This is a genomic window from Comamonas testosteroni (genome assembly GCF_014076415.1).
GTDB lineage: Bacteria > Pseudomonadota > Gammaproteobacteria > Burkholderiales > Burkholderiaceae_C > Comamonas > Comamonas testosteroni_F.
In genome coordinates this window covers 25,720-41,425 of sequence record NZ_CP043568.1, presented here as the reverse complement: position 1 = coordinate 41,425, position 15,706 = coordinate 25,720, and the positions used below count along the sequence as shown (strand labels likewise).

General features: G+C 59.9%; 13 protein-coding genes. 5 read left to right on the top strand and 8 right to left on the bottom strand.

Annotated elements, in window-relative coordinates; translation table 11 throughout:
• Nucleotides 1-7 precede the first annotated feature (7 nt).
• Entirely contained in the window at nt 8-415 is a 408-nt protein-coding gene (locus F0P97_RS00165) for a YkgJ family cysteine cluster protein (protein ID WP_003065319.1), read from the bottom strand.
• A 155-nt stretch (nt 416-570) separates the two neighbouring features.
• On the opposite strand from F0P97_RS00165, the gene F0P97_RS00160 reads away from it, so the two are divergent.
• Complete coding sequence (locus F0P97_RS00160; protein WP_182285144.1) at nt 571-1,188, top strand: glutathione S-transferase family protein; 618 nt, start codon at nt 571-573, stop codon at nt 1,186-1,188.
• Between the two features lie 25 nt (nt 1,189-1,213).
• Here the strand turns inward: F0P97_RS00160 and F0P97_RS00155 are convergent, their stop codons facing one another.
• The 6 genes from F0P97_RS00155 to F0P97_RS00130 form a co-directional block, all read right to left on the bottom strand.
• A complete protein-coding gene (locus F0P97_RS00155) occupies nt 1,214-2,395 on the bottom strand; it encodes a Wadjet anti-phage system protein JetD domain-containing protein (RefSeq protein ID WP_182285143.1) in 1,182 nt (393 codons plus the stop codon).
• Nucleotides 2,392-5,691: an ATP-binding protein gene (locus tag F0P97_RS00150; protein ID WP_182285142.1), complete on the bottom strand. Its 3,300-nt coding sequence runs from the start codon at nt 5,689-5,691 to the stop codon at nt 2,392-2,394. Before F0P97_RS00150 ends, F0P97_RS00155 begins: the two co-directional genes overlap by 4 nt.
• Nucleotides 5,688-6,440, bottom strand: coding sequence for a DUF4194 domain-containing protein (locus F0P97_RS00145; RefSeq protein ID WP_198424706.1), 753 nt, complete (start codon nt 6,438-6,440; stop codon nt 5,688-5,690). The genes F0P97_RS00150 and F0P97_RS00145 overlap by 4 nt, the downstream gene beginning before the upstream one ends.
• Nucleotides 6,440-7,936 carry a DUF3375 family protein gene (locus F0P97_RS00140; RefSeq protein ID WP_182285141.1) on the bottom strand — a complete coding sequence of 499 codons (1,497 nt, stop codon included), beginning with the start codon at nt 7,934-7,936 and terminating at the stop codon, nt 6,440-6,442. The genes F0P97_RS00145 and F0P97_RS00140 overlap by 1 nt, the downstream gene beginning before the upstream one ends.
• A 494-nt stretch (nt 7,937-8,430) precedes the next feature.
• Nucleotides 8,431-8,895 carry a MaoC family dehydratase gene (locus F0P97_RS00135; protein ID WP_182285140.1) on the bottom strand — a complete coding sequence of 155 codons (465 nt, stop codon included), beginning with the start codon at nt 8,893-8,895 and terminating at the stop codon, nt 8,431-8,433.
• A gap of 10 nt (nt 8,896-8,905) precedes the next feature.
• The gene (locus tag F0P97_RS00130) at nt 8,906-9,877 is read right to left on the bottom strand and encodes a tripartite tricarboxylate transporter substrate binding protein (RefSeq protein WP_182285139.1); all 972 of its coding nucleotides are present in this window, start codon (nt 9,875-9,877) and stop codon (nt 8,906-8,908) included.
• Between the two features lie 127 nt (nt 9,878-10,004).
• Here F0P97_RS00130 and F0P97_RS00125 point away from each other — a divergent pair, with 127 nt between their 5' ends.
• Together F0P97_RS00125 and F0P97_RS00120 are read left to right on the top strand one after the other, a co-directional pair.
• Nucleotides 10,005-10,925, top strand: coding sequence for a LysR family transcriptional regulator (locus tag F0P97_RS00125; protein WP_182287051.1), 921 nt, complete (start codon nt 10,005-10,007; stop codon nt 10,923-10,925).
• A gap of 94 nt (nt 10,926-11,019) precedes the next feature.
• Complete coding sequence (locus tag F0P97_RS00120; protein WP_182287050.1) at nt 11,020-12,168, top strand: CaiB/BaiF CoA transferase family protein; 1,149 nt, start codon at nt 11,020-11,022, stop codon at nt 12,166-12,168.
• 122 nt (nt 12,169-12,290) lie between these two features.
• Here F0P97_RS00120 and F0P97_RS00115 read toward each other — a convergent pair whose 3' ends face one another.
• Nucleotides 12,291-13,046 (bottom strand): GntR family transcriptional regulator, encoded by a 756-nt coding sequence (locus F0P97_RS00115; RefSeq protein ID WP_182285138.1) that lies wholly within the window; start codon nt 13,044-13,046, stop codon nt 12,291-12,293.
• A 115-nt stretch (nt 13,047-13,161) separates the two neighbouring features.
• Between F0P97_RS00115 and F0P97_RS00110 the strand changes: the two genes are divergently transcribed.
• Nucleotides 13,162-14,889, top strand: a complete 1,728-nt coding sequence (locus F0P97_RS00110; RefSeq protein ID WP_182285137.1) for an acetolactate synthase catalytic subunit — start codon at nt 13,162-13,164, stop codon at nt 14,887-14,889.
• Complete coding sequence (locus F0P97_RS00105; RefSeq protein WP_182285136.1) at nt 14,889-15,656, top strand: 3-oxoacyl-ACP reductase; 768 nt, start codon at nt 14,889-14,891, stop codon at nt 15,654-15,656. Before F0P97_RS00110 ends, F0P97_RS00105 begins: the two co-directional genes overlap by 1 nt.
• Nucleotides 15,657-15,706 lie beyond the last annotated feature (50 nt).

Here is a 15,706-nt window from a genome sequence, read left to right as displayed (position 1 = left end):
GACGCTTTCAGATCTGCGAAAGCGCCTTGTTGCCGTAGGCACAGAACCCAGGTTTGGGCCCCTTCTTGGGATGCAATCTGCAGGTCTCCGGGCGCTTTTCATAGACCGTGCAGCGGCGCGTGTTCTTGTCCAGGAAATTGCAGTCTCCGCCTGCCCGGCGGGCCATGGTGAAGATCTCGTGCTTGGGGTTGAAGTGGTCGATCAGGCGCATCTTCAGCAGCCGCTTGGCGATCAGCTTGGGTTCGATGTTTTCGACCTCGAACGGGTCCACCAGCTCCAGGCGCACCAGATCCGGCAGGCGTACCTCCAGCGGCATGGTGCAGCAATTGGCCGCGCAGCTGTCACACATGCCGGCCTTGTACTTGCTCCAGGTTTCCAGGCGGTCGACGTCAACAATGCGGATGGAGGATTTCATTTCGGGTGGGCACTTCTGGGAGAAGCGCGATGCTGCCATGAGATGTCGATGTCTGCCTTGCGTCATTGCTATGAGCAGACCCGGCTCATGGGATTGAGCCGGTTGCGCAGCAGCCTACACTGCACAGGCATATCACCATCCACGGGAGAACGATTTTGGCAAGCCAAACCACGCTTTACTACGCAGCTGGCACCTGCGCGCAGGCCGTACTGATTGCGCTTTATGAGGCCGATGCCCAGTTCACGCTCAAGACGCTGAGCTTTGCCGACAACGAGCAGCGCAGCCCCGAATACCTGAGCATCAATCCCAAGGGCAGAGTGCCCGCGCTGGCCACGGAGCGCGGCGTGCTGACCGAGACTCCGGCGCTGCTGCTGTATGTGGCGCAGACCCATCCGCAGGCAAGGCTGGCGCCGCTCGATGATCCCTTCGCGCTGGCGCAGATGCAGGAATTCAATGCCTATCTGGCATCGACCGCGCACATCGCTCACGCCCATCGCCCGCGCGCCTCGCGCTGGGCCGACGACGAGGCCGCCCAGGCCGCCATGCGCGCCAAGGTGCCGCAGAACATGCGCGAATGCTTTGGCATGATCGAGCAGCACTATCTGGGCGACAAGACCTGGGTGATGGGTGAGCAGTTCACCGTGGCCGACGGCTATCTCTACACCGTGGCCGGCTGGCTCAGGGGCGACGGCGTGGACATCGCCGAATTCCCGCGCGTGGCAGCCCATTTCGAGCGCGTGAAGGCCAGGGCTTCGGTGCAGAGGCTGGGCTGATTGAGCAAATGCGTGGTTGCGCTGTTCATATTGTGGCAGCTTGATTCGCCCAGGCCTGTACGGCCTGCTTCACTAGGCTGGCGGGCAGAAATTCCTGTTCCAGCCGTCCACGCTCGAGCCCTCGAAGATGCGCGTCAAGAGCGGCTTGCTCGGGTGGAAGAGCAGGAAACTCTTGTGCGTGCACGGGTTCAGTCACGGCCAGATGACTATGCGTGTCGAATGTGTTTCTATCCATCAGCAGCGCATGCAGATGAGGCAGGTGCTGGCGCGCTGTTGCCAGCATGGCCAGACCCCAGGTGTCCAGATCACCCCAGTAAGCCACGCTGCGCTCACGCAGCCAGGGTGCGTCAAGCCAGTTCAGGTTCAGGCCTGCGCCAAGAATGGCGATGGTGCCTTGCTGCTGCGGCAACTGGTGCAGACTGCGCTCGTTTTCCACCAGCAGGATGCGGGTTGCGGGCAATTGAGTGGCTTGCAGCTCGCTGGCCGGCACACGCTGGCGCGCAAAGGGCAGCAGGCCGGGGGCCAGTGGTACCACCAGCAGCCAATGGTCATCCTCAGCTAGGGCACCCAGAAAGACGGTCAGGCCCTGGCGGCTGACCTCCTTGTCAAAACGCTCATCCAGCAAGGCCGTCAAGAGGCCTGCATGGCGTTCGTAGAACTTGCTGTCATTTCCCTGGACCGACAGAGCGCGCAGAGGCTTGCCCTGGGCGCAGCCGGGCTCCAGCTGCAAAGCCATTTGTGCGGCGCTAATGATGTCCTTGGTGAGAATGCCTTGCCACTGGGTGAGGCGACGCACCAGCAGGCACTGAAAGCCGTTGTGCTTCACCGCCATGATGATGGTGCTCAGTCTTGTGTAGTCCGCCCGGATCTGTGCATGGCCCGGGGCTTTGAGTTGCTGAATGGCGGCCAGCCATTCGGAGGGGCGAGCCAGTTGCCAGTGTGTGGGCACTTCAATCACATCGTTGCTGCCGCGGTAACGGCGCGCTTGCCATTGCACGGTGCCTGGTCCTTGCTGCTCAATGCTGCGCCACTGTTGCAGATGGCGCTGCAGCAGGCTTGAATCGCCCATGAAAACCTGTGTTGTGGGCTGGCCAATGGAGAGCACCACGGGCCATGCGCTGGCCCCGCCCAAAAGCTGGCGTTCGCGCCAGTCTGCGCTTTGCCATTGCTGTGCCAGTTTGGCGACTAGATCCTGTGGAGATTTCATGGGAGCTTGGGTGCAGCGCTTTTACGGAATGCATCAATCTCTTCCCAACGCAGGCAGGCCAGGGTTGCCTGCCTGCCCCGACGGTGCACGACAACGGCCGAGCGTGTATGGCTGCGCAGCAGGCGCACTTCTTTATTGGGGGTGACAAACAAGGCATGCAAGCCAAACTCGCGCAGTGCCTGAATGATGCGTTCTGCCACGGCTTGCGAGCTTTTGGAGAAGGCCTCATCCAGCACGATGGAGCCGAACACCGGGCGGTTGCTGCCGGTGGGGCACAGCGCATAGCTCAGCGAGGCCGTGAGCACATAGCTGGCGATGATTTCCTTCTCGCCCCCGCTGCCGCCCTGGGAGCCCGTGCGGCGCTCCAGCAGTTGATGGTTGTGTCGGTCAAGTACCAGCACGGCAAACTGCAGCCGGTAGCGTGGGTCCAGCAATGCCTGAGCCGCTTTGCTGCGGCGATTGCTGGCATGCTCCTGCAGCATTTCGACAATGGCGCGCAGTGCCCGGTAATGGCTGCTGCCGCCGTCATCGCGCAAGCGCTCCGTACGCAGCTGTGCCTGCGCCCTGGTCAGGCTTTGCAGGCTTTGGTGCACTACGGGACGTGGCTCCAGCTGCAGATAGCGGCCGGGTTGAAAATCCACGCGCATGAGCGTTTCATTGAGTTTGGCGATGCGGTCCTCGATGTCAGCCACATGAGCGGCAATGCCGTTGAGTAGCGTGTCTACGCCTTGCTGCGAAGTCTCGTTCAGGTACTCCTGAAAGCGGTGGCGTTTTTGCGGCAGAGCCTCTTCTTCCAGCAGCTGCAGGCGCTTCAGGAATTGGGACAAGGCCTCCAGCTCCGGCGCATGGTTTTCCAATGTTCCGCGGTCTTCGGCCTTGGCCTTGCCCATCTGGCGAATGATCTCGTTGTGTATGCTGGCGAGCTTTTTCTGGGCCTCATTGATCCTGGCTTGCACTGCACTGCCGGTATCGCGTTCATGCGCATCGAGATTGTCGCCATCCAGAACGGGCAGGCTTTTGCCAAGCTGCTTCTTGATCAGCGCTGGAAAGTCATCATCCACGGCTGCCGCGCGGTGCAGCCTTTCTTCAAAAGCGCTGTACTTCTGGTGCGCCGTGCGTAGCAAGGTTTCATCCTGCGTCTGAGCGCTTTGCAGATCACGCCAATGATTTTCGGCGCTTTTTGTCTGCAACTGCGCATCCATCCACTGCTGCTTGACCTGCGCGGTATTGGATTGCGGATTCAGCAGCGCCTGCAGCTGCTGCTGTTTGTGCTGCAGCAGAAGCTCGGTGGCAGTGATGTCCAAGTCTTCCAGGCGCAGCGCCTGCAAGGAAAGCCAGAGCTGGCGCTGGCTGTGGGCATTGCTCTGGGCTTGCAGCCTTTGCGCTTTTTTGGCCTCCAGTGCTTGCCAGTCCTGAGCAGCCTGCTCTTTTTGCTGAAGCAGTTGTGCCAGGCGGTCACGATTGTCGAAACCCGTCATCCAGTCCTGGTCCAGGCGTTTGTGGTCCTGCTTGTCAAACTGATCGGAACGGCCCGACATCAGGCCTTGCGCCGTCATCGCATGCGGCGTGTGTTGCAGGGTTTCGACATCGGCAACGCAGTGGCGGTCCAGATCGGCCAGCAGTTGACGCAAGGCGTGCAGGTGCGTAGCGGGAGCCTGTGGTTTCAGGTTCAGCTTGCCGGCAAAGCCGTCGCTGAGAAAGCTGGCTGATGCCGCGCTGGCCCGTACTTCCAGCAGGCGAACATGCAGGCGATTGTGCCGCTGATTGACCCAGCGCAAAGCCTCGCGCATGGTCTTGGGGGGCACGAGAATACGCAGCCGGTGGCTGCCGATGGCGCGCTCGATGGCCCCGCGCCAATGTTGCTGGTTTTTTTGCACTTCCACCAGTTCGGCCACAAAGGGTAGATCGTCTTCTGGCAGGTCCAGATGAGCGGCCAGTTCCGTACGAAAGCGTTGGAATTCCATGGGCAGATTGCTGCCTGGGCGTTGGCGCACGGCTTCATGTTCCGCCTCCAGATCCTTCCAGATCTGGTGCGCGTTGCGCTCGGCGGTGATGGCGGATTCCGCATCGGCCTGCAGCAGATGCTGGCGAGCTTCCAACTGCGTGAGCGCCTCGGCAACCAAGGCCTGATGGAACACCAGGCTCTGTGCACCTGCTGCGGTGTCCAGTCCCAGATTGCGCGCCAGTTGCAGGTATTGCTCAAGGTTGCTCTGCTGGCGCCCTAGTTCCTTGTGGGCCAGCTGAATGTTTTCCTCCAGCGTGACAATGTCGGCACCACCAGCTTGCAGATAAATGCCGTGCAGATTCTGCTCATGCTGGCGCGCAGTGTCGATGCGGGTCTGTGCACTGTGCAGCAACTGATTGCGCTGCGCTATCTGCGCCTGCAACTGATTGGCATGCTGCTGCCACCACTGCGCGCCCTGCGCGGCAAACCAGGGTGGCAACTGTTGCTGCAAGCTCTGCAAATGCTGGAGCTGCTGGCTTTGCTGCTGCTCGCGTGCGGCCAGATCGCGCAGCGGCAGCAGCGAGACGAATTGCACATTGGCCAGCTCCAGATCGGCATGAATGGAGGCCAGCTCCGCGAAGCCGTCAACGACTTTCTGCGCATCGTCAAAAGCGCTGTGCTCGTCCAGTACCAGCTCGCGAAAAATCTCGTCAATGCTGTTGAGCTGCTTCAGGCCCGCGGCGCGGTTGAGCAAGGTAAAGGCATTGGAGCCCACCTCAAAAAAACTGTGCAGCTTGGCCAGATAGGCAGTCTTGCTGGTGTGCATCTGCAGGTCATCGCAGTCCTTGGCCAGGCGCGTCAAGGCGCGTGCTCCGCCCTGGTGCAGCTCTTCCAGCCAGAGGTTCAGCGTCTGTCCCTGACCCTGCGCAAAGAACCAGCGCTTTTGCATATCGCCAGCCGACTGGCTGCTGCCGTCAAACCAGAACAGTGCGCCCAGCAGAACCGATTGCGCGAACGGCGCCGTGCCGCACTCCAGCCTGGCGGCGATGCCGGTGATGCACTGGCCTGGCCGTGCAATATGGTCGCCGCTTTCATTGCCTTGACCGCTGGCGCCGCGCACATAGCTCACCAGATCGCGGTCGCTTTCATGCCCGCCTGTCGATGCCAGGTTGTAGCGAGGATTGGCGCACAGCAAGGTCATCAGCGCATCGACCAGCGTGGTCTTGCCACTTCCCGTGGGGCCGATGATGGCGCTGTTTTCCGCATCGATATCTGCCTGGTGGCGACCCGCAAATGGCCCCCAGTTATACAGGTGCAGCTCTTGCAGGATGTAGGAAGCCTCGGCGCTCATGGGGCGTTGTCCGGGCTCTGCGCACTGTTCGATGCTGCGCCGTCAGCCACTTCTTGCAGCTTCAGCAGCAGCGCTTGCAGATTTTCGGGGTTGAGCAGGTGGACGATCATTGGGCGAATGGTGATGCAGTCCTGAGCATCGACTTCCGACACTATGCCGTGGCTGCGCAGATTGTCCAGTAATTGGTTCAGGCGTCGGCGCTCCTGCATATCACTGCCGGTGGCGCCCAGATAGGTCTCTAGCTGCGGCAGCAGGCTTTCCACGGTGATGCGAACGGTTACGCCGGTGCCGTTTTCCTGCTCGCGCTGCAGGAATTCACGGCGCAGAATCGCCAGCAGCAGCGATTGTTCAAGATTCAGACGCTGGCGTCGCATCAGCGGATGCGTCCAGTCGTCCTGCTCGCTTTCATCGACATCATCATTCTCGTAATCTGTCACCACGGCCAGAAAAGCCAGGCCGCGTACATCATCGACTTGCAGCCGCAAATCCAGTGGCTCCAGCAGCCGATCCAACTGGGTGCTTTGTGTGGCGATCAGGCGAAACAGCGCAGGCTTGCTGGCTGCTTCCAGCCACCCGTTTGCTAGTAAAAATTGAAGCGCCTTGCGCTTATTTTGTGGGGTTCTCAGGTCGACTAGACCTTCAGATTCATTGAATTCAAGCGGGGAGTGCTCTTCTTTTTTTGACGCATCCAGCTGCGGTGCTGTGGGCTGGCTTGCCATAAGATCAAAGATATCCGGCTCTTGGTTCATCAAAGCTCCCAATTGATATGCGCCAGTTGTGCTGCATCCAGTGCCACGCGTGGCACGGTAAAGCGCCAGGACTTCTCGTCATCTTGCGTGTCGATCTGCTCATGCACGTCCTGCAGATCAATGCCTGCTTCTTGGGCCATAGACAGCCACAGTGCCAGCGTTTCGAGATCATGCCCGGCTGGTGGCAAGGCGGCAGCCAGCTGCGCCAGCGTCATGGGCTGGTCATATTGGGCCAGCAACTGCAAAGTCTGTTGCAGCAAGGCTTCACGATCGAGGCCCTCAAAGGACTGCCAGAAGTCGCCCTCCATCTGGCCCAGGTCGGTGTATTCGGTCGTCAGCAGCAGCGCCGCTGGTTCACCGCCTTCGAGCGATTTGATGCGCAGCCGCTCCACCATGGGCACGCTGCCCAGCGCCACGCCCAGGGGCGGCAAAGGCGCGGGCGTGCGCCTGACCTGTTGGCGCTGCCAGTTGACCTGCAAGGCTTGTTCCAGCACTTCGTTGAGCAATTGCCCGACGCGCAGATTCTCGGCCGCCTGGCCGGTCTTCATAAACTGGCTTACCTCGCGTTCACTGCGTGCGCGAACGCCTTGCACCACCTTGGCCTCCTTGATCAGCTGCATCACCAGCGTCTGCATGGTGCTGCGCTGCAAGCCATCCAAGGCCTTCTCCGCCGCTGGGTGCTGCAGAATCTGCCGGATGCGATGGCGCATTTCGGTCAACTCGGTCCGGTTGGACAGCTGCTGATGAAAGCTGTCAAATACTCTGCCTTCCTGTGTGCTCAGCAAGCTGGCATGGCCGTCGAGCAATTGATCGATCACCGCACCGCGATGATGGCGGGCACTGATGATGGCTGAGCGTAGTGATCGGTCTGCATTGCGCCAGGAGTCTTCCACACGGCGGAAGTCGGCCCGCAGGCTGGTGGCCAAGGTGTAAATCTCGCGAATGCCTTCGACGGCCTGCTCGGGTGTCAGCTTGGTGATATGGCCCGCGAGCGCTGCATCCAGTTGCTGCTGCAGCTCATCGAGACGGCGCTGCAAATGCGTGATGCGGCTTTGTGGATCAGGGTTGAGCGCCGTGGCGAGGTTGTCGATTTCGCGCTGCACGACCGCCAGCCGCGAGGCGGTGGAGGTCATCATCCGGCCATCGAGTTGCGCGATGAAACCCAAGGCCGTCTTGAGTGCATCGGTCTCGAAAACGCGACCCTCGCGCTCCACCACCAGGCCGCGCCTGATCCACTCACGGATTTCGCGTCGCGCATCGTTCAGCGTGTCGCTGCTGTCAATCTCGAAGTGGGTGTCGTTGGCGTGCGCAGACAGCATGTCCGCCAGCGCCTGCACCGCCGCATCAAAAGCCACGCCATCGCGCTGATGCTCAAACAGTGCATCCAGACAGCTGAGCACCAGCGGAGCCCGCCGCGCCGCCAGCAACAGCCATGCCGGATGCTGCTGGCGTGCAGTGATGTATTTCTGTGTGCGTTGCTGGCTGAGGCTGAGCATGCAAAGAATTGTAGATAGATGCACACAGTTGCCAAAATGCTTGGCAAAGCACTTTGCGCGTTAACAGAAAGACGGTTGCGTAAGGCGTATGAACTTTTGATGTGACTCAATTTTGTTGTCGATCTTGTGCAGCAGATTGCGGATGCATGAGGCCCTGCTCGGGGTTTATTTCGCCCAGGTCCTTGCAAGCGCTGGTGGCCTGTGGTGAGTTCGGCTTCGGAGATCTGCCACGCAGACCTTTGCGAGCTTGGCGTGTTCGCCGTCGCCCAGCAGGCCGACAAGGTTCTCTGCTGCGTAGTGCAGGGCAGCGTAATCAAGGCTGCTGCAAACTCCTGGGTCAGGATGGCGCTCTGGGTATTGCCGTGGTGATGGCGGCTGATGAGCGGTATGGAGTTTGCTGTATAGGGTGAAGCGCCGCATGACAATGAGTTGGGAACCAGGTTGTCCAGCATCTCGGGACGCGCCAGGTTGCGCAGCGGCCTCGCCCGAAGCCCTCAGTTGGGCCGCTTTCTCAACAGGTACTTCTGAAACCCGTCAGACACCCGCTCGTCGCGCTGGTTGAGTACCAGGGTGGCCAGGGTCAGCACGCCCGTGGTGTTACTGGCCTTGAGCTCGGACACCGTCAGTGTGCAGTACAGCGTGTCGCCCACATAGACGGGGGCCAGGAATCGGCTTCCCTGTTCGAGAAAGCCCTTGAGCGACTCCTCGACCATGTGCGGAAACAGGCCGGCCCCCGCCGCTGTCTGTATGGCCACCTGGTAGCCATGGGCCAGCATATGGGGCATGCCACGTGCGCGGCAGTATTCCACGTCGTAGTGCACGGGATGGTTGTCGCCGCTGGCCAGCTGGAAGGCGGAGAAGAGAGCTTCGGTCATGGTGCGCGAGGGCAGCACAAAGACCTCGCCTAGTGCGAAGTCTTCGAAGTAGCGCTGAGCGCACATGGAGGGGCGGTGTTGCATGGCCGCCTCCTCAGTTCGCGCTCATATGGGCGGCTTTGGCGACCTTGCCCCATTTTTCCAGCTCCTGCTTCAGGAATGCGGCCAGCGCCGGTGCGCGCGGCTGCTTTTCCAGAACCAGACCCATGTCGAATGCCTTTTTCTGCAGCCCGGCATCGTCCACCGTGGCCTGCAGGCTGGATTGCAGCTTGGTGATCAAGGTCTGCGGCGTGCCTGCAGGCGCGAACACGGCATTCCAGGTGTAGGCCTCGTAGCCAGGCACCTGCTCGGCGATGGCCGGTGTGTCTGGCGTCTGGGGCAGTCGCTGGGCCATGGTGGTGGCCAGCAAGCGCACCGTGCCTGCCTTGACCTGTGCCAGGCCCGTGGGCGCGCTGTCCAGCATGAAGGCCAGGTGCCCGCCGATGAGATCCTGTAGCGCCGGTGCGCTGCCCCGGTAAGGCACATGCAAAGCCCTGGTTCCCGCCATCAGGTTCAGCAGCTCCGCACCCAGGTGGGGAGCGCTGCCTACGCCGGCCGAGGCATAGCTGACCTGGCCGGGCCGTGCCCGTAGATAGGCCAGGAACTCCGGCAGGCTATGCACCGGCAGCCGCTTGTCCACGATGAGCACTAACGGAGCCTTCGCGACCAGGCCCACAGGGGCGAAGTCTTCTTCGGTGCGGTAGCCGATCTTTTCGTGGATGTGGGGATTGACTGCATGCGCCACCGTGGTCAACAGCAGCGTGTAGCCGTCGGCAGCAGCTTTGGCGACCGCTTCAGTGCCTACCAGGGTACCTGCACCCGTGCGGTTTTCTATCACCACCGGTGTGCCCAGCTTCTGGCTCCAAACTTCGGCCACGGCGCGGCCAAAGGTGTCGGTGGGTCCGCCGGCCGCATAGGGAATTACGAGCTTAATGGGGCGCGATGGATAGTCCTGCGCTGCGGCGGCGCCTGCGGCCAGCAGCAGAGCAGTGATCAGGGTTTGGCGTCTTGCCGTCTTGAAGTCCATAATTTTCTCCGTTGTCTCCTGGCGCCGAATATAGAAATACCATGCGAGGCGGGCCAGTCGAATCATTGATAAGGCGGTTAGAAGCCGTCTAACACTCAGGGAGTTGCCCCTCGCGGGCATGGAACGGATGCGATATGAATTGACGGATCTACGGGTTTTCCTTGCGATTGCCCAAGCCCAAAGCCTCAGCGCAGGCGCCGCTGAAGTGCACTTGACTGCGCCTTCGGCCAGCTACCGACTCAAGAATCTTGAGCAGGCCATGTGTGCGTCGCTGTTTGAAAGAACCTCCAAGGGCATGGTGCTCACGCCGGCGGGCATGACGGTCAAGAAATATGCCAACTCCATCTTCAGTAGCGTTGACCGCCTGCACAGCGAAATGCAAAGGCATGTCAACGGGATATCTGGCCATATCCGAGTCTTTGCCAACAGCAGCACGCTGACGGGAATCGCGCCCGTGCTCAGCCGCTATCTGGCTCATTATCCGAACGTCAATGTGGGCCTGGAGGAGCGCTTGAGCGAGGACACCGTGCGAGCCGTGCTGGACGGCAGTGCCGACGTGGGCCTGGTGGCCGGTCATGCCGATCTGCATGGCCTGCATGCCACCACCTATGGCCAGGATGAACTGGTCTTCGTGCTTCCTGTGGGCCACCCTCTGGCTGCAGGCGACAAGGTCTCGCTGGAAACCGCGCTGACCTATGACCTGGTTTCCATAGGCCGCAAGACCAGCAATTTTCTCTATCTGCAGAACATGGCATCTAGGCTGGGCATGAATCCGCGCGTACGTGTACATGCACCCACGTTCGAGGCGGTGTTGCAGTGTGTACAGGAGGGCGTGGGCGTTGCGTTGGTGCCACGCTCCATTGCCGGGTCGGCGCTGCTGGCGGGCCGGCTGTGCGCGGTGAGCCTGGATGAGTCCTGGGCACAGCGCGAGCAGAAAGTGGTCACGCGCGACCCCGAAACGCTGCCCGGCTATGCCCGTGATTTCGTGGCCTATGTAGTGGCGAATCCACTGCCCGAGGAAGGCTCGCCCAAGCTTTCTGAGGCTTAGAAGATTTGATATCTGCCTTAGAAAATGCCGACTGGCTTGGGTCGGGAGGCAATTCTAGAATCCGCCGCATCCAACATTCGCCTTGTTCAAGAAAATGCAGACACGCCCATTGGATGGTTTGACGGTATTAGCCATGGAGCATGCCGTGGCAGGACCTTTTGCCAGCCGGCAATTGGCGGACCTGGGGGCCAGGGTTATCAAGCTGGAGCGATTGCCCGGTGGGGATTTTGCGCGTGGCTATGACGATAAGGTGGGTGGAGAATCATCCTTCTTTGTCTGGGCCAATCGGGGGAAGCAAAGCCTGGCTGCGGATATCAAGACCGATGAGGGACGGCATATCGTCGAGAGAATTCTGGAAAAGGCCGATATCCTGATCCAGAACCTGGCCCCTGGCGCTATGCAGAGAATGGGCCTGGACTTTGAAAGCCTGCACCCCAAATATCCCCGGCTCATCGTCTGCGATATATCGGGCTATGGCGAAGGCGGTCCGCTCAGCGAGCAAAAAGCCTATGACCTGCTGATACAGGCTGCAGCCGGTCTCATCTCGGTTACGGGTTCACCGCAACAGCCTGTGCGCGTGGGCATTTCCATCGCCGATATCGCGGCAGGCATGTATGCCTACTCGGGCATTTTGTCTGCTTTGCTGCAGCGTGGGCGCACTGGTCGTGGCTTGCGCGTGGAAGTGTCCATGCTGGAGGCCTTGGCCGAATGGATGTCCTACCCGCTGAACTTCTCCCACTACGGCGGCGCGGCACCCGCGCGCAGCGGGCTGACACATCCCTCCATCGCACCCTATGGGCAGTACGCGGTCGGTGATGGCCAGAGCCTGATCTTCGGCCTGCAAAACGACCGTGAGTGGCATAGCTTCTGCATCCATGTTCTGCGACAACCGGAGCTGGCGCAGGACGCGCGCTTTGCCTCCAATCTGCAGCGCGTGGCGCACCGTGCGGAGCTTGATGCGCTGATCGCATCCGTACTGGCTCCTCTGGGCCTCGAACAGGCCATGCAGCGGCTGGATGAAGGTGGTATTGCCAACGCGCCGCTCAACGACATGCACGCGGTCTGGAGTCATCCTCAACTGCAGGCGCGAGCACGCTGGCGCGAGGTGGCCACGCCGGGCGCCAGCATTCAGGCGCTGCTGCCGCCGGCCACGCTCTCGGATGCTGAAGCCGCCATGGGCGCGGTACCTGCGCTGGGCGAGCACACGCAGATGCTGTGGGAAGAGTTCGGCGGCCAGCACTGAGCTGGCCGGCCAGGAGGGCTCAGAAATTCCGAGGAGTGTTGGAATGCCGCAGGGGGAAGTCTGGTCTGTAGCGAGTGCACAAGGATCAGTTCCTCGCGATCGCTGTAGAGCAAGTCCAAGACTTACGCCGCATCTTCCTTTTTGTTTAAGCTTTTTATTCGTCTTTCCCGCGCTCGAACCAGCTGAATCGGCTCAAATTGCTTGATCGCTTGAGCTTCCGGTGAGACTGTTTTTCGAAGCACCTCCAATATGCGATCGCCGGTACTACTCAGGTCATCGCGGATACCTTTGGCGACCAATTCAGGGTTACCCGTTTTCAAGCCTTCCATCACATCTTCGTGCGAATGCCGGCGGTCGCTGCTGCTAGGCACCCCATCGGTGTATAGGTAACGAACACTGGGCCCGGTGATGGCCCAGAGCGTCGTGATCATGTTCAGCAAGTAAGACTTCCCCTCGCCGTAGAGTCCAAAGTGGAACCGCACATTTGCGCTCAAGATGTCACTGGTCGCACCTTTGGCTTTTGCAGCGATCAGCTCTTTGTGGATGCCTTGCAGCACGGCCAATTTTTCCGGTGTCCAGGTGCCAAGGGTTTTCAGTGCAGCCATGATTTCAAGCTGGGTGCGGATGGCCCGAACCTCGGTCAAATGTTCGACCGATGGCATGGGGACACGCACGCTGAAGCCGCGCTGGCTCGTCAGGATGTCCTTGGCCACGAGCTGCAGCAATGCTTCTCGCACCGGTGTCTGGCTCATCCCTGAAAAGTCCGGGTCTTCCAGCATTTCGCGTAGCTTGAACACATGGCCAGGAGCGTACTCGCCATAGATCAGCTTTTTCAGTACCCGCTCTCGCACCACGTCGGTGTGATTGACTTCAGCCATTTTGTCTCCAATAGGGGCTTTCCCCTGTACGTTGATCTAAGTCTGCTGCCACACTGCGGGTGTGATGCATTATTTTATAAATTAATGCGAAGCAAGAAAACTTGGAGACCTATCGATGCTCAAACCTCTCGCCAACCCTGGCCTCAACGCCCATGAAACCGTGGGCCACCTTGTGGCCAAGGCCCTTTTAAAGCACGGAATCAAGCAGTTTTTTGGCCAGTCCTTGCCAAGTATGTTCGTGCTGGCTGCCGAGGAGTTGGGAATCAAGCAAATTGCCTACCGTACCGAGAATGCCGGCGGTTATATGGCCGATGCCTACGCCCGTATGACCAACACCCCAGCGGTGATCACCGCACAAAATGGTCCCGCAGCTACGCTGCTGGTTGCGCCTTTGGCTGAAGCCCTCAAGGTCTCGGTTCCAATTATTGCTTTGGTGCAGGACGTAGCGCGCGAGCAAACGGACAAGAATGCGTTCCAGGACTTGGATCACATGGGTCTGTTCAAGCCGGTTACCAAGTGGGTGCGCCGGGTAGACCAAGCCTCTCGCATTGAGGACTACATCGACCAGGCAGTGATCGCAGCCTGCAGTGGGCGACCAGGTCCCGTGGCGTTGATGTTGCCCGCTGACTTGCTGATGGAAAAGGGGATTGCTTCGAGTGTGCCGCGTGAGTCCAATCTGGGCCGCTTCCCGCTCGACCGTTTTACCCCCGATACCCGCTTGCTCGAGCAAGCTGTCGATTTGCTACGCAATGCCAAAAGTCCAGTGATCATTGCCGGCGGTGGTGTGCACGGCTCGCAGGCCCACGAGGAGCTGGTGGCCTTCGCGGATGCCATGACGCTGCCTGTAGGCACCACCAATATGGGCAAGGGTGCTGTGGATGAGACGCAGCCGCTGTCCTTGGGTGTCATGGCGAACTGCATGGGCCCCAATGCCTCGGGCCGCTATCTGAAGGATTTCATCACCGGGGCGGACGTTGTGTTCCTGGTTGGCAACCGTACCAATCAGAACGGTACCGACTCGTGGACGCTGTATCCCAAGAGCGCCAAGTTCATCCACCTGGACATCGACGGCACTGAGATTGGCCGCAACTATGACGCGTTGCGCCTGGTGGGTGATGCAAAGCTGGCGCTGGCTGCCATGACCGAGTTGGCCAGGACAAAAGACACTGCAGCGCGCTCAGCCCGCAGGCAAGAGCTGACCGATCAAATTGCCGCAGGCAAAAAGAGGCACCAGGATGAATCTGCAGCTGTGCGCAACAGTTCGGAAACGCCAATGCGTCCTGAGCGCCTGATGACGGAGCTCGATGCCTTGCTCAAGCCGGAGGATACGGTGGTCACCGACGCGAGCTATTCCACATTGTGGGTGACTAACTATCTGACAAGCCGCAAAGCCGGCCAGCGCTTCATCACTCCACGGGGTCTTGCGGGTCTCGGCTGGGGTATGCCGATGGCGATGGGAGCCCGTCTGGCCCGTGAAGAAGGTCATGTATTCGCCTTGGTGGGGGACGGCGGCTTCGGCCACGTATGGTCCGAGATGGAAACCTGCAAGCGCATGGGTATCAAGGTCATCACACTGCTGATCAACAACGGAATTCTGGGTTACCAGAAGCACGCCGAGAACGTGAAATTCGGTGAACACACCACAGCGGTGCAATTTGCCGGTGTCGATCACGCAGCTGTTGCTCGCGCTTGTGGCATCAACGGTGTTCGCGTAAACGATCCTGCGCAGCTTGCTGCAACCTTGAAGGACGCCATGGCGGCCGAAGACTCCACTCTTATCGAAGTGATGTGCACTGAAAACGCCTTTCCTCCCATCACCTTCTACACACCGGAGGCAAACTAATGCCAAGCACCATAACGAAACCTGTACGTGTGGCCCTGGTCACCGGCGCCGCTCAAGGTATTGGCCTAGCTAGTGCCATCGAGTTGCTCAAGGATGGCCGCAAGGTGGTGCTTACCGACTTGCGTCTCCCCGACTTCAACGAGATCCCAGTGGAGCTACGTGCAAACGCCTTCAGCCATATTCTGGATGTGGCGGACAAGGAAGCGTGTAGGCAGCTCGTGGAAGAGCTGGAAAAAGAGCATGGCGGGGTCGACATCTTGGTGAACAACGCCGGCCTGAGTATCAAAAATGCTGCGGGCCAATCCAACGGCATCTTGGACGTTCAGTTGCATGAAGTCCAAAAAATGCTGGATGTGAACGTGCTGGCGATGCTCAATCTATGCCAGCTCACTTTGCCTGGCATGAAAGCCAAGGGCTGGGGTCGCATTGTGAATGTGGCCTCTCTTGCCGGCCGAGGCAAATCCATTGTGGCAGGCCCAGCGTACATGCTCACAAAAGCCGCTGTACTGGGTCTTAGCCGCTCCATTGCATCTGAGATGGGACAGTTCGGTATCACCACAAACTGCGTGGCTCCCGGACGCATCCTGACTCAAATGGCGATGCAAGCGGGTGAAGAGGTCAACCGTAACTATGCGGCTCAAATCCCTGTGAAGCGTATTGGCGAGCCGCTTGAAGTCGGTGCCGCCATTGCATATCTCAGCGGCGAGTCTTCTGGCTTCACCAATGGCGCTGTCATCGATGTGAACGGCGGCTTTTTGATGACCTGAGGCCCACCACTAGAGCAACACAACAGGCCCCAGAGGCCGATAAGGAGACT